General features: G+C 67.7%; 14 protein-coding genes and 1 other RNA gene. 5 read left to right on the forward strand and 10 right to left on the reverse strand.

All coding sequences use genetic code 11. The features are described 5' to 3' along the window. Nucleotide 1 precedes the first annotated feature (1 nt). The 6 genes from NZL82_RS16550 to NZL82_RS16575 all read right to left on the reverse strand — a co-directional run bounded on the left by NZL82_RS16550 (nucleotide 2) and on the right by NZL82_RS16575 (nucleotide 4,862). Nucleotides 2–1,681: a DNA polymerase III subunit gamma/tau gene (locus NZL82_RS16550; protein WP_261270856.1), complete on the reverse strand. Its 1,680-nt coding sequence runs from the start codon at nucleotides 1,679–1,681 to the stop codon at nucleotides 2–4. A 209-nt stretch (nucleotides 1,682–1,890) separates the two neighbouring features. Then, nucleotides 1,891–1,988, reverse strand: an RNA gene (gene ffs, locus NZL82_RS16555) — signal recognition particle sRNA small type. 70 nt (nucleotides 1,989–2,058) lie between these two features. Further along, the gene (locus NZL82_RS16560; RefSeq protein ID WP_261270857.1) at nucleotides 2,059–2,358 is read right to left on the reverse strand and encodes a hypothetical protein; all 300 of its coding nucleotides are present in this window, start codon (nucleotides 2,356–2,358) and stop codon (nucleotides 2,059–2,061) included. A gap of 97 nt (nucleotides 2,359–2,455) precedes the next feature. After that, the gene (locus NZL82_RS16565; RefSeq protein ID WP_261270858.1) at nucleotides 2,456–2,761 is read right to left on the reverse strand and encodes a 2Fe-2S iron-sulfur cluster-binding protein; all 306 of its coding nucleotides are present in this window, start codon (nucleotides 2,759–2,761) and stop codon (nucleotides 2,456–2,458) included. Continuing rightward, a complete protein-coding gene (locus NZL82_RS16570; protein WP_261270859.1) occupies nucleotides 2,758–3,819 on the reverse strand; it encodes a cysteine desulfurase family protein in 1,062 nt (353 codons plus the stop codon). Before NZL82_RS16570 ends, NZL82_RS16565 begins: the two co-directional genes overlap by 4 nt. Then, nucleotides 3,816–4,862 (reverse strand): cysteine desulfurase family protein, encoded by a 1,047-nt coding sequence (locus tag NZL82_RS16575; protein ID WP_405051385.1) that lies wholly within the window; start codon nucleotides 4,860–4,862, stop codon nucleotides 3,816–3,818. The genes NZL82_RS16570 and NZL82_RS16575 overlap by 4 nt, the downstream gene beginning before the upstream one ends. Before the next feature lie 134 nt (nucleotides 4,863–4,996). Between NZL82_RS16575 and NZL82_RS16580 the strand changes: the two genes are divergently transcribed. Then, entirely contained in the window at nucleotides 4,997–5,653 is a 657-nt protein-coding gene (locus NZL82_RS16580; protein ID WP_007404127.1) for an alpha/beta hydrolase, read from the forward strand. 81 nt (nucleotides 5,654–5,734) lie between these two features. Here NZL82_RS16580 and NZL82_RS16585 read toward each other — a convergent pair whose 3' ends face one another. From NZL82_RS16585 to NZL82_RS16600, 4 genes are all read right to left on the reverse strand, one after another. Further along, nucleotides 5,735–6,169 carry a GNAT family N-acetyltransferase gene (locus NZL82_RS16585; protein WP_261270861.1) on the reverse strand — a complete coding sequence of 145 codons (435 nt, stop codon included), beginning with the start codon at nucleotides 6,167–6,169 and terminating at the stop codon, nucleotides 5,735–5,737. 39 nt (nucleotides 6,170–6,208) lie between these two features. Then, on the reverse strand, nucleotides 6,209–7,429 hold the full coding sequence (locus tag NZL82_RS16590; RefSeq protein ID WP_261270862.1) for an NAD(P)/FAD-dependent oxidoreductase: 1,221 nt from the start codon (nucleotides 7,427–7,429) through the stop codon (nucleotides 6,209–6,211). A 2-nt stretch (nucleotides 7,430–7,431) separates the two neighbouring features. Continuing rightward, complete coding sequence (gene rpoH / locus NZL82_RS16595) at nucleotides 7,432–8,337, reverse strand: RNA polymerase sigma factor RpoH (protein ID WP_007404166.1); 906 nt, start codon at nucleotides 8,335–8,337, stop codon at nucleotides 7,432–7,434. Between the two features lie 67 nt (nucleotides 8,338–8,404). Beyond that, complete coding sequence (locus NZL82_RS16600) at nucleotides 8,405–9,352, reverse strand: RluA family pseudouridine synthase (RefSeq protein ID WP_261270863.1); 948 nt, start codon at nucleotides 9,350–9,352, stop codon at nucleotides 8,405–8,407. A 17-nt stretch (nucleotides 9,353–9,369) separates the two neighbouring features. Between NZL82_RS16600 and NZL82_RS16605 the strand changes: the two genes are divergently transcribed. The 4 genes from NZL82_RS16605 to NZL82_RS16620 are packed head-to-tail and all read left to right on the forward strand — an operon-like array spanning nucleotide 9,370 to nucleotide 13,276. Continuing rightward, nucleotides 9,370–9,822, forward strand: a complete 453-nt coding sequence (locus NZL82_RS16605) for a M67 family metallopeptidase (RefSeq protein ID WP_261270864.1) — start codon at nucleotides 9,370–9,372, stop codon at nucleotides 9,820–9,822. Then, nucleotides 9,819–10,463, forward strand: a complete 645-nt coding sequence (locus NZL82_RS16610; RefSeq protein ID WP_261270865.1) for a histidine phosphotransferase family protein — start codon at nucleotides 9,819–9,821, stop codon at nucleotides 10,461–10,463. Before NZL82_RS16605 ends, NZL82_RS16610 begins: the two co-directional genes overlap by 4 nt. Nucleotides 10,464–10,523: 60 nt before the next feature. Next, nucleotides 10,524–12,851: a chemotaxis protein CheA gene (locus NZL82_RS16615; RefSeq protein ID WP_261270866.1), complete on the forward strand. Its 2,328-nt coding sequence runs from the start codon at nucleotides 10,524–10,526 to the stop codon at nucleotides 12,849–12,851. After that, on the forward strand, nucleotides 12,848–13,276 hold the full coding sequence (locus tag NZL82_RS16620) for a chemotaxis protein CheW (protein ID WP_261270867.1): 429 nt from the start codon (nucleotides 12,848–12,850) through the stop codon (nucleotides 13,274–13,276). The genes NZL82_RS16615 and NZL82_RS16620 overlap by 4 nt, the downstream gene beginning before the upstream one ends. The last annotated feature ends 24 nt before the right edge of the window (nucleotides 13,277–13,300 follow it).

A 13,300-nucleotide genomic window follows, 5' to 3' on the forward strand; every position in this document is an offset into this window, starting at 1 on the left:
ATCATGCTCCGTTCACACTGCGTTTGCCGGGCCATTCCATCAATTCGGCCTCGGGGAAAGCCTCGCGCGCGGCGCGGACCATGTCCGATTCCCACGCGGCGGTCTTGATCGCTTCCTCGGCGGCAACCTGCTGCTCGTGCAGGGTCGGCGCGCCGGGCACATCCTCCAGCGTGACGCGCCAGACCTGGCCCGTCGCCGTCTTCAGCGCCGCGATCAGCTCGCTCAGCGTATCGGCCGCGATCGGGCGCGATCCGCTGAACACCATTTCCGGGGGGGTGTAACGCACGAGACGCGCGCCATGGCGCAAGCGGGCGGCCAGCGCGAGTTGCCCCATATCGTCCAGCCGGTCGATCATCGCGACGAAGCTGTCGGGCAGCTTGGGCGGCTCGGGCTCGGCCGGGGGAGGGGGCGGGGCGAGGGCGACGGGCGCAGCGGCTTGCGCCGGTTGATGCGTCACCGCCGGAGCACTGACCGCCGCCACGCCGCCGTCACGAATCTGTCGCGCCAACTCGCCCGGATCGGGCAGGGTCGAGGCATGGATCGCGCGCAGGAGCGCCATTTCCGCCGCCTCGATGGGCAGGGCAGCACGAGCGACTTCGTCATGTCCCTTCAGGAACAACTGCCACAGCCGATGCAGCGCCGGGAAGCTGAGCGATCCCGCCCATTCCTCGCGTGCGGCACGCTCTTCCAGTGGCTGCGCGGCGTCGGGCGGCGTGCCGACCTTGGTCAGGGTGATGCCATGCACCGTCTCCAGCAGCGAACGCAGCACCGATTGCGGATCGACGCCATAATCATATTGCCGTCGCAGCGACGCCAGCGCCCCCGCCCCGTCGCCGTTCAGCACCAGTCCCAGCAGGTCGCGCACCGCCCCGCGATCCGACAGACCCAGCATCTCGCGCACGGCTGCCGCGGTGACACCGCCGCCCTCCAGATCGGCATGGGCGATCGCCTGGTCGAGGATCGACAGGCCGTCGCGCGCCGAGCCTTCCGCCGCGCGCGCGACCAGCATCAGCGCCTCGTCCTCGGCCGTCACGCCTTCCTTGACGCAGATGTCGGCGAAGTGCGCCGCCAGCTTGTCCGCCGTGATCCGCCGCAGGTCGAAACGCTGGCAGCGCGACAGGACGGTGATCGGAACCTTGTTCACCTCGGTGGTGGCGAACAGGAACTTCACATGCGCGGGCGGCTCTTCCAGCGTCTTCAACAGCGCGTTGAAGGCGTTCTTGGAGAGCATATGGACTTCGTCGACGATGTAGATCTTGAAGCGCGCGGAGACGGCGGCATAGCGCGACGCCTCGATGATCTCGCGCACGTCGTCCACGCCGGTATGGCTGGCGGCGTCCATCTCGATCACGTCGATATGGCGGCCCTCGGCGATGGCGCGGCACGGCTCGCATACGCCGCAAGGGGAAATGGTCGGGCCGCCCTTACCGTCCGGGCCGACGCAGTTCAGCGCCTTGGCGATCAGGCGCGCGGTCGAGGTCTTGCCGACCCCGCGCACGCCGGTCATCAGGAACGCATGCGCCAGCCGGTCGCGCTTGATCGCGTTGCCCAGCGTCTGGACCATCGCGTCCTGCCCGATCAGCGCGTCGAAGGTCTGCGGCCGGTATTTGCGCGCGAGGACGCGATACGCCTCCGCCTTGGCGGGCTGGGGCGGTTCGCCCAAGTCGAACGAATCAGCCATGCCGGGTCTGGGTGGTCGGGGTGTTGGAAAGCATCGCCGGCCAACATAGGCGCTCGGGCGCGCCGCGTCAGGTCAAATCGTGTGTTAAGACACACACACAACCGTCGCCCCAGCACAGGCCGGGGCCCTTGGCGAGTGCATCCCCCGAACGCGAAAAGGCCCCAGCCTGCGCTAGGGCGACGCTGCGTTGTGCGTTTCCGAAATGCTGGAAAGGTGGGAGCCGGGACGACCCGCAGCGAAATCGTTGCGGCTGCTTCCGTCAGGACCTGACCGGGTTGGCGATGACTACGTCCGCCCGACTCCCGCCGCGCATATGGCGAAACGGGGCCGGGGGATCAAGTCCTTATCCCATCGGCCCCATCGTTCGTATCAGCGCGTCAGCGGCGGAAGCACTGGCGCACCGGACCGTCCCAGGTCCGCACCCAGCGACAGGTCACGCGGGGGCGGCCATAGCCACGCCAGCCCGGACCCCGATCATAGCCGCCGCGATGCCAGCCGGGTCCGCGGTCCCAGCCACGGCCGCGATCCCAACCCGGTCCGCGATGATCCCAACCCGGCCCGCGATCCCAGCCGGGGCCACGGCCCCAGCGATCATGCGGTGCGGCTTCGGCAGGTGCGGCGGCGGCGATACCGCTGACAGCGATCAGACCGGCGCCCAAGACAGCAAGAATTTTCATAACGCTTTACTCCCGGTAGGCCCGCCTTCCAGCGAGCATGAGGGGAGATTGCCGAATCGGCGATGATTGCGTGCTGAACCAACTCGTTATCGCAGGTTCAGGGAAGCCGGACGGTCAATCCGTCAAGGCTTTGGTCCAGCATGATCTGGCAGGCGAGGCGGCTGGCGCGCGTGGCGTCGGGGACGAGGTCGAGCATATCCTCCTCCTCCACGGACGGCGGGGCGAGGCGATCGAGATAGGCGGCATCGATCAGCACATGGCAGGTCGCACAGGCCATCTGCCCGCCGCAGGTGCCCTCCATCGCTTGGCCCGCACGCTGTCCGGCGCGGAGCAGCGTTTCGCCCGGCATCGCCTCGGTCGTGACGTCGTGGCCGTCATGGGGAATGAAGGTCAGCGCGATCATCGCCGCTGCGCCCCGGCCGCCGCCGTCAGCCGGTCGATGGCCTCCGTCAATTCCGCCTCCGTCGTGTAACGGCCGAAGCCGAGCCGGATCGAGGACTTGGCCTGCCGATCGGTCAGCCCGAGTGCGGTCAGCACATGGCTGGGCCGCCCCGATCCGCTGGCGCACGCGCTGCCCGCCGAAAAGGCGACGTCGCGGCAATCGGACATGAGACGCGCGACATCCAGCCCGTCGCGGCGGATGTTGAGGTTCCCCCGGTAGCGATGGGTGGTCGAACCATTGACGATCCAGTCCGGCCCCAGCCGATCGACCGCCAATGCCCAAAGCCGCTGGACATGGGCGAGGTCCTGCTCCGCTCGCGCGGCCATCAACTTCGCCGCCGCGCCGAACCCGGCGCAGAGCGCGGGACTGAGCGTGCCCGAGCGTCCCAGTTCCTGATCCCCGCCATGGAGCAGCGGGGGCAGGGTGATGCCGTCGCGTATCCACAAGGCGCCGATGCCCTTGGGACCATGGATCTTGTGCGCCGACAAGGCGACCATATCGACGCCGTTCGGAATGGGGATACGGCCATAGCCCTGCACAGCGTCGCACAGCATCCATGCCCCGGCCCGATGCGCGTCGTCGGCCATTGCGGCGATGGGGAGGATGGTGCCGATCTCATTGTTGACCAGCATCGCAGCGACCAGCCCGACGCCTTTCGGGATCGGTGCGGGCGTCGCCACGCCCTGACCATCGACCGGCAGGATGGTCAGCGGACGTCCGGTCGCGGCGGCGGTATCGAGAACAGCGGCATGTTCGATTGCGGTCGTGACGATGCCGCCGCTCGCCCCCTTGATCGCCCAGTTGAGCGCCTCGGTCGCACCGCTGGTAAACACCACCCGCCCGCCGGGGGGCAGCAGCGAAGCGACTTGGTCCCGCGCGACCTCGACGGCGGCCTTGGCCTGTCGTCCGGCGCGATGCGGCGAGTGAGGGTTGGCGTGCCCCTGCTCCAGCCAGGGGAGCATCGCCTTCAACGCTTCGGGGGCGAGCGGAGTCGTCGCCTGATAGTCGAGATAGATCATGCCGCCCGCTTGCCCCGCGCTATGGCGCGCCAGGCGGCGACGAAGCGGTCGACATCGTCGCGCGACGTCGTCCGGCCGAAGCTGACCCGCACCACCTCGCGCCCCGCCTCCACGCTCCACCCCAGCGCGGCGAGGACGTGGCTGGGCTTCAGGCTGCCGCTGGCACAGGCGCTGCCCGCCGAAACGGAAATCTGCGCCAGGTCGAACTGGATCAACTGCGCGGCGGAGGGCTTGCCCGGCATGTGATAGCTGGCGATGGCGGGATGGCGGCGGCTGGCGTCCGCCACGACGATGCCGCCGGAACGCCGGATCGCATCGTCGCAATATGCGCGCAGTTCGGCGTGATCGGGCTCCGGCTCGGCCAGCGCGGCGGCATAGCCCAGCACGCCCGGCATATTCTCGGTGCCGGGGCGGTAGCCGCGCTCCTGCCCGCCGGTCGGCGCCAGCAACGCCAGGTCGCGCACCAGCAGCGCGCCGATCCCCGGCGGGCCACCGCGCTTGTGCGCCGACAGCGCGACCAGATCGGCATGTTCGATCACTTGCGGGTCGGCGCCGGCGGGCATCTGCGCGGCATCGACCAGCATGATGTGTCCGGCGGCATGAATCGCCTCGGCCAGTTCGGCGATGGGCTGGCGCACTCCGGTCTCGCTATTGGCCCATTGCACCGTCACCATGGCACGGGAGCCGGTCAGGTCGGGCAGGCGCAATATCCCATCCGGCCCCACCGGCATGACGATCGCGTCCGGGGCCGCGCGCAGCACCGCATCATGGTCGATCGCCCCGATGAAGCGCCGCGCCGCCATCGCACGGGTCAATGCGATCGATAGCGACTCGCTGGCCCCGCTGGTGAACAGGATCTCGTGCTTCCAGCCCAGCGATCGGGCGATGGCGGCACGTGCATCCTCCAGCGCACGCTTGGCGGCGCGCCCCTCGGCATGGGGGGAGGAGGGGTTGGCCCAGATTGCGCAACCCTCCGCCAGCGCGGCGCGCGAAGCCCCGGTCATCGGCGTGGTCGCGGCATGGTCGAGATAAAGGCGCTGCATCACGGGGGGCATAGGATGGGACAGGGTTTGTTCCGTCGCTGGAATGATCGAACAATTGCGAAAATGGCGTGTCGGCCTATATAGCGCAACGTTCCGGGTGCTCCACCAGCGCCCTTCCAGATCGGCGAGTTTTGATGCCCGAAGTCATTTTTCCTGGCCCCGAAGGCCGTCTCGAAGGCCGTTTCGCCCCCGCTCCGCGTCCCCGCGCGCCCGTGGCGATGATCCTGCATCCGCACCCCAATGCGGGCGGCACGATGAACAACCGGATCGTGCAGGAACTCTACAAGACCTTCCAGCGGCGCGGCTTCGCCACGCTCCGCTTCAACTTTCGCGGCGTGGGCAAGAGCCAGGGCACATTCGACAACGGCATCGGCGAGCTGTCCGACGCGGCCTCGGCGCTCGACTGGGTGCAGAGCTTCCATCCCGAAGCCTCGACCACCTGGATCGCGGGCGTCAGCTTCGGCGCATGGATCGGGATGCAGCTGCTGATGCGCCGCCCCGAAATCCGCGGTTTCATCTCGGTGGCACCGCCCGCCAACATGTACGACTTCACCTTCCTGGCGCCGTGCCCCTCATCGGGCATCATCATCCAGGGCGAGGCGGACGAGGTCGCGACCCCGGCGGCGACCCAGAAGCTGGTCGACAAGCTGCGCACCCAGAAGCACATCACCATCCACCACGACACCATCCCCAAGGCGAACCATTTCTTCGAGCATGAGATGCCCGAGCTGATGGGGTCGGTGGACCGCTATCTCGATATGCGGCTGGACCCCAACTCGCCGATCCGCTGAGCCGGTTCGGACAAGGCGATCAAAGGCCCCCGGCGAAAGTCGGGGGCTTTTTATTGTGGGTGGCGCCTGTGACGGAGCGGGTCAGGACGGGGTGATCCACACCGCCATGCCTTGCGAGGCGGGGGCGACGGGTTCGAACCCGAATTGCCCATAGAGGCGGTGCGCCTCGCCATCGGCGATCAGATTGACATAGGTCTCGGCGGGGACGTTTGCCGCGATATGGGCCATGAGCGCGGCCATGATCGCTTTGCCCAGTCCACGCCCCTGATGCTCAGGATCGACCGCAATGTCGGCGATGTGCAGGCATAGCGCACCGTCGCCGATGATCCGGCCCATGCCGATCGCACGCCCGTCCCGCTCGATCGTCACGCCGAAGATCGTTCGCGGCAATCCGGCCTCGGCGGCGGCGACGCTGCGCGGGGTCAGTCCGGCGATCCGGCGAAGGCGGAGATAATCCGCGACGTCCGGGATAATGGGGCGCAACCGATAGCCAGGGGGAAGGTCGGGCGCCGCCATCAGGGTCCTTTCGCATGTCTTGCCACCCGGAAGGGCGGATCAGGAGGATGCCAATATTGCCCGCGCCGCCGCAAGGCCGGTTTCATAAGCGCCGTGCGCGGTGGAGAAATCCTCGCGTGAGCACGCCTCGCCCGCGAAGAACAGCCGCCCGTCTACCGGCTCGGCCAATCCTTGCCGCGCGTTCGCGTGACCGACCCTGGCATGACTATAGCTGCCTCCGATCAGTGGGGCGTGTCGCCAGCGCGTCGCGCCCAGCGGCGTGAAGCGTCGCCGCCAGTCGCTGCCCAACAGCGCCACCAGTTCGTCGATCGCGAAGGCCGCCGCCGCGCCGTCTTCCTCCAGCGCCTCGGCGCAGGGGCCGCCGAAGAAGCTCTCGACGATGGGCCAGCCGAAAGGAGACAGGCGGTGGCTGGCGGTGCAGGCGCTATGCGGATCACCGGTCAGATGCGCATGGGCGGGCCAGGGCAGGGGACCCTCGACCGACAGGAAGACCTTGTCAGCGATCCCGAGCGGCAACGCGGCGGCGGCCTCCTGCTTGGCGGGCAAAGGCGGGTCGAAGGTTAGATTACCTTCCGCCAGCACCGTGGTGGGCACGGCGACAATGACGTGATCCGCCTCGATTGTACCGGCCGAGGTTTCGATACGGATGGTCTTGCCGCGATGGTCGATCCGCGTGGCCATCACGCCTGTGCGGACGGTCAGCCCGGCGGCGTGGTTCGCGACGACCGTGCCATAGCCCTCGACCACCGCCCAATTGTCGTCGGTTGCCGCATTCTCATAGGCCGCCCAGTCGTGCAGCGATACCTCGGCCAGCGAGGCGCCATTGGCATAGCCCGAGATCGCGTCGATCATCGGCCGCCAGGGATCGTCCTTGGCCACGAAATCGGAAAGCGGCCGATCGGGGCCGTCGAGCGCCGCCATGGCGGCATCCTCGAACCGGGCATAGGCCTTGCCCGAGGCGCGCTTCTCGTCAGGGGGAAAGCGCAAGTCGTTCCACTGGACCTGCCAGTTGGGGGAGCGGCGGTCGATGGTGAAACCCGACTGCTCGGCAATGGCGGTCCAGCGATTGCGTCGGGCGGAGTGCAACCAGCCGCAGCCGTGATCGACGACATGGCCAGACGGCAATCGCTTGCTAAGCGCCCGGCCGCCCAGATGGTCCGCCGCCTCGATCAGCAGGACCTCGTGTCCTGCATCATGCAGCGTCCGCGCCGCCGCGATCCCGGCCGCGCCGCCGCCGATGACGACGGTGCGGCTGGTCATGGTCAGGCGGCCGCCAGCAGCCGCTTTTCACCGGCGATGCGCATCATCGCCTTTTGCAGCTTCTCGAACGCGCGCACCTCGATCTGGCGGACGCGCTCGCGGCTGACGCCGTAAACCTGGCTCAGTTCCTCCAACGTCTTGGGATCGTCGGTCAGGCGACGCTCGGTCAGGATGTGCTTCTCGCGGTCGTTCAGGTCGTCCATCGCGCTGACCAGCATGTCGTGGCGGACATCCGCCTCCTGCTGCTCGGCGACGACCGAGTCCTGGAGCGGCGCGTCATCGGCCAGCCAGTCCTGCCACTGGCCCTCGCCATCCTCGCGCATCGAGACGTTGAGCGACGTGTCGCCCCCCATCGCCATGCGGCGGTTCATGCTGATGACCTCGTCCTCATTTACGCCCAGATCGGTGGCGATCTTGGTCACGTCCTCGGGCCGCAGGTCGCCATCCTCGAACGCGTCGAGCTTCGACTTCATCCGGCGCAGGTTGAAGAACAGCTTTTTCTGCGCCGCCGTGGTGCCCATCTTAACAAGGCTCCACGACCGCAGGATATATTCCTGGATCGAGGCGCGGATCCACCACATCGCATAGGTCGCCAGGCGGAAGCCGCGATCGGGCTCGAACTTCTTCACGCCCTGCATCAGGCCGATATTACCCTCCGAGATCAGCTCGGAGGTCGGCAGGCCATAGCCACGATAACCCATTGCGATCTTGGCCACGAGACGCAGGTGCGAGGTGACGAGCTGCGCCGCCGCCTCCGGGTCGCCATGCTCCTGAAAGCGCTTGGCGAGCATATATTCCTGCTCCGGGGCAAGGATCGGGAATTTCTTGATCTCGGCCAGATAGCGGTTGAGCGATTGCTCCCCGCCGAGCGCAGGAATCGTCGCCGGGACGTTGCTGCCTTTTGCCATGATCCTTATCTCCCTTTCTGGAGCGTCATTCCGTCCGGCCCACCACACGGGTCGAGGCGGTCTTCTGCTATACGTGAAGCCGGCTGAACAGTTCCTGCATGTCGGGCGGCATCGCGCTCTCAAACGCCAAAGCGTTACCACTTATGGGATGAATAAATCCCAGATGCGCCGCGTGCAGGGCTTGGCGCCGGAAATCGAGTTCATCGAGCAGGGCTTTTTGAGCACCCTTTGTTCTACCATAAACCGGGTCGCCCAGCAAGGCGTGACCCAGCGATTGCATATGCACGCGGACCTGATGCGTTCGCCCCGTCTCCAGGCGGCATTCGACCAGCGCGGCGTTGTTGAGCTTTTCGATGGTGCGGTAATGAGTCACGGCGCGCTTGCCGCCCGGCACGATCGCCACCTTCTTGCGGTTCTGCGGACTGCGCGCCAGCGGTGCGTCCACGCTGCCGTCGGCGGGGCGCGGAATGCCCCCGGTGATCGCGCGGTAGCGGCGGTCGATCGAGTGCGCCGCGAACTGCTTGGCCAGCCCCTCATGGGTGCGGTCGGTCTTGGCCGCGACCATCAGGCCGGAGGTGTCCTTGTCGATCCGGTGGACGATCCCCGGTCGCGCGACGCCGCCGATCCCCGACAGCGATCCGCCGCAATGATGCAGCAGCGCGTTGACCAGTGTCCCGTCCAGATTGCCCGCCGCCGGATGCACGACCAGCCCGGCGGGCTTGTCGATGACGATCAGATGCTCGTCTTCGTATGCGATGACGAGCGGAATATCCTGCGCCTCGTTATGCGCGGGCGTGGGGGCGGGGACGGCAACCTGGAACTGGTCGCCCGCCGCCGCACGCTTGGCGGGGTCGCGCGCCATCACGCCGTCGCGCGTTACCGCGCCGCTGGCGATCAGCACCTTCAGCCGCTCGCGCGACAGAGTCGGCACCGCATCGGCCAGCGCACGGTCCAACCGCCAGCCATCCGCTGTGGGCGCGATCCGCGCATCGATGATGGAAACCCCCCGGTCCATGGCTTAGTAAATTGGGCATGACCGTAACGATTTCAAGCGATGCGCTGGACTTCCTGTTGATAAGTGCCGAGTCTTCGCCCGATCGCGAGATATGCGGGCTGGTGCTGGGCGAGGGCGATCATATCGCGCGGCTTGTGCCCTGCTCCAATGTCGCTGCCGAGCCCTGGCACCGGTTCGAGATCGATCCGGCCGCGCTGATTGCGGCACACCGGGCGGCGCGATCGGGCGGCCCGGCCGTTATCGGCCATTATCACTCGCACCCGACCGGACTGGCCGAGCCATCGCCCCGCGATGCCGCCGATGCGGTGCCGGACGGCTCGATCTGGCTGATCGCGGGCGGAAATCGGGTCACCGCCTGGCGCGCGGTCGCGGCGGGTCGGCGTCATGGGCGGTTCGATCCGCTCGACCTTGCTTGCGTCGATGGGATGGCCGCGCCACAAGGGGAGGATTCGTCGAGGGATTTTGCATGAACGTCAGCGCGGTGGATTTCGCGAGCCTGTTGTGTTCGCGACTGTGCCACGATCTTTTGTCGCCGGTCGGGGCGCTCAACAACGGGTTGGAACTGCTCGCCGACGAGACCGATCCGGCGATGCGCGAACGCTGCATGGAATTGCTGGCTGATAGCGCGCGGGCGTCGGCCAACAAGCTGAAATTCTTTCGGCTGGCGTTCGGCGCGGGCGGCGGTTTCACCGATCGGATCGACACGGGCGAGGTGAAGGCCGCGATCGAGGGGCTGTTGGCCGACAATCGCCGCACGACGCTGGGCTGGCTGGTCGAATCGCCCTCTCTACCCAAGCCCGCCGTTCGCATCCTGATGAACCTGGCGCTGATCGCGACCGAGGCGTTGGCGCGGGGCGGCACGATCGACATCGGGGCCGAGGCAGGGCGCGAGGCGATCGAAATTGCGATCCGGATCGAGGGGCCGCGCATCCTGCTCGACCCCGAAATCCGCCGTACCCTGATGGAGGGGCAGGGGATCGAGCCGCTGGGGTCGCGCACCGCCCCCGCTTTCCTGATACATACGCTGACCACCGAGCATGGCGGCATGACGCTGGTAACCGAGCCTGCGCCCAATACCATGATCCTGGGCGCGGCGATCCGCGCGGGGTAAACACCCTTTTAATCTTGTAGCGGCATGAGGGGGTGGGAATTTCCGCTCCCTCGGGGATTTATGGACGAGCTGCTGCAGGAATTCATTGCCGAGACACGCGAGACGCTGGAGGCGCTTTCCGGCGAGATCGTCGCGTGGGAGGCTGCGCCCGCCGACCGGGCGCGGCTGGATGCGATTTTCCGGTTCGTGCATACCGTGAAGGGAAGCTGCGGCTTCCTCGACCTGCCGCGTCTCGCCCGGTTGAGCCATGCCGCCGAAGACGTGCTGGCCGCCGTGCGCGATGGCCAGCGTGTGCCCGACACTGCCCTGGTCGATGCCGTGCTGGCGATCGTCGACCGTATCGGGGCGATCGTCGAGGCGATCGCGGCGGGCGTGCCACATGACGATTCGGACGATGCCGCGCTGATTGCGGCGCTTTCGGAAACAAGCGCCGCCCCGGTGGCCCCCGCGCCCCGCGCCGTCGCCGCGCCGCGCATCGCGCCGCGCAGCGTCCGCTTGAGTGTCGATCTGCTCGACCGGATGATGAGCGGCATGTCCGACATGGTGCTGGCGCGCAACGAACTGGCGCGGCGGCTGCGCGACGATGTGCTCGATCCCCGGGTCGAGGCGGCGCTCGACCGGTTGTCGCTGACCGTCGCCGACATGCGCGACACGGTGACACGCTCGCGGATGCAGACGGTCGACGGGCTGTTTTCCGCGCTGCCCCGCATGGTGCGCGACGTGGCGGCCGAGCTGGGCAAGGCGGTGTCGCTGCGCATCGAGGGCGCCGATGTCGAACTGGACCGCGAGATGATCGAGATGATGCGGGACCCGATGGTCCACATCATCCGCAACGCGATCGATCACGGCATCGAGACGCCTGCCGAACGCCGTCGGCTCGGCAAGTCGCCCACCGGCCAGATCCGGGTCAGCGCACGCCAGTCGGGCAACCAGATCCTGATCGAGGTCGAGGATGACGGTGCGGGCATCGACGTCGCACGCATCGCGGCCAAGGCGGTGGCGGGCGAACGGCGTAGCGCGGCCGAGGTCGCAGCCATGTCGCCGGCGGAAAAGCTGCGCCTGATCTTCGAACCCGGTCTTTCCAGCCGCGACACCGTGTCCGCCACGTCGGGGCGCGGCGTCGGCATGGATGTGGTCCATGCCAATATCGAACATGTCGGGGGTCGCGTCGCGCTGGACAACCGGCCGGGGCAGGGGCTGACCATCACCGTCCAGGTGCCGCTGACCCTGTCGATCATGTCGACCATCGTCGTTTCGGTGGGGGATCAGCGCTTCGCGATCGCACGGCAGACGATCGAGGAGATCGTCAAGATACGCGGCGACCAGGTGCGGATCGATCCGGTCGGCGACATTCGCGTCGCGACGGTGCGCGGGCGGCGCCTGCCCATGCTGCCGCTGGGGGCTTTTCTGGAACTGGGCGGGGGCGATCCGGCGACGCTGGTGATCGTGGCGACCCGCGACGGCGATTATGCCCTGGGCGTGGACGATGTGCTCGACACCGAGGAGGTGGTGGTCAAGCCCGCCGCCCCGGCGGTGATGGCGACCGGGCTCTACGCCGGACAGACGCTTCCCGACAGCGGCCTGCCGATGCTGTTGCTCGATGGCGGGGGGCTGGCGCAGGCGGCGGGGTTGCGTTTCCAGCGGGCGGCGATCGCCGCCGTCCCGGAGGTCGAGGTGGAGGCCACATCCCCCGCTTTGCTGTTCGAGGATCTGGACGGCCTGCGCCGTGCCATCCCGCTGGGCGCGATCGACCGTGTCGAAAAGGCTGCGGCGGATGCCGTGCACCTGTCCGGCGGGCGTGTCCGGCTGGTCGTCGGCGAGATGACGATCCCGCTTCACCACAACGACGCGGTGGCCCCGACCGATCTGCTGTCGGGGGGTGAGATAGAGGTGATGCGCTTGACCGATGGCGAGAGCGAATGCGCCTATGCCATGCTATGCGCGGCAGAGATCATCCAATTGCCGACCGACATCGCACCCGCCCCCGGTGCGGGGCCGATATTGGGGATCGCGGTATGGGAGGGGCGGCCGATCGAGATCCTCGATCCGCTCGCCTTGTTCCTCGATACCGCGCCCATCGGGGACGCGGCGGCATCGCCCCTCTGCCTGCTGGACGGGACGGGCGCGGCCTGGATGGACCGCTTCCTGCGCCCGGTGCTGGAAGCCAATGGCTATCGCTGCGTGCTGCAACCGCCCAAGGACGAGTCGCCTGCCGTTCGCCTGATGATGGAAGATGATGCCCCTGCCGACGAGAGCGGCGGCGCGCCGGTGGTGCGGTTGCGACGCGAGCGCGATACGCCTGCCGATCCCGACAGCATCTATCGCTATGACCGGTCGGCGCTGATCGCCGCGGTGGCGGGTCACGCCCGTCGTGGAGGGGGCCGATGACCCTGTTCCTGATCGCCAGTCTCGCCGGGCAGGGGGTGGTCTTCGACGCCGATCAGGTCGATTCGGTGGTGGACATCGGCGAGGTCGTGGCGGTGCCCCGTGCAGCCCCCTCGGTCCGGGGGCTGACGGCTTTGCGAAGCCGGGTGGTCACGGTCGTCGATACGCGACGCGCGCTGGGGCTGGAGCCCATGCCGCCGCACATTCGTCGTGCGGTCATCACCAAGCAGGACGGCCATTATTACGCCATGCTGGTCGATGCGCTCGACGATATCGAGACGTTCGAGACGAGCCCCATGCCGCACGTGCCGGCCAGCCGTGGTGCCTGGTCGCGCGCGGCGAATGGCATGGTGGTGCGCGACGGCGAGCCGTTGCTGATCCTCGACCTGTCGCGGCTGGTGCCGCACGCCACCCCAATCCTCGCCTAGGCAATTAACCCAGCTGTTACTTTT

The organism is Sphingomonas sp. LC-1 (genome assembly GCF_025371035.1).
In the GTDB taxonomy this organism is placed as follows: Bacteria; Pseudomonadota; Alphaproteobacteria; order Sphingomonadales; family Sphingomonadaceae; genus Sphingomonas; species Sphingomonas sanguinis_E.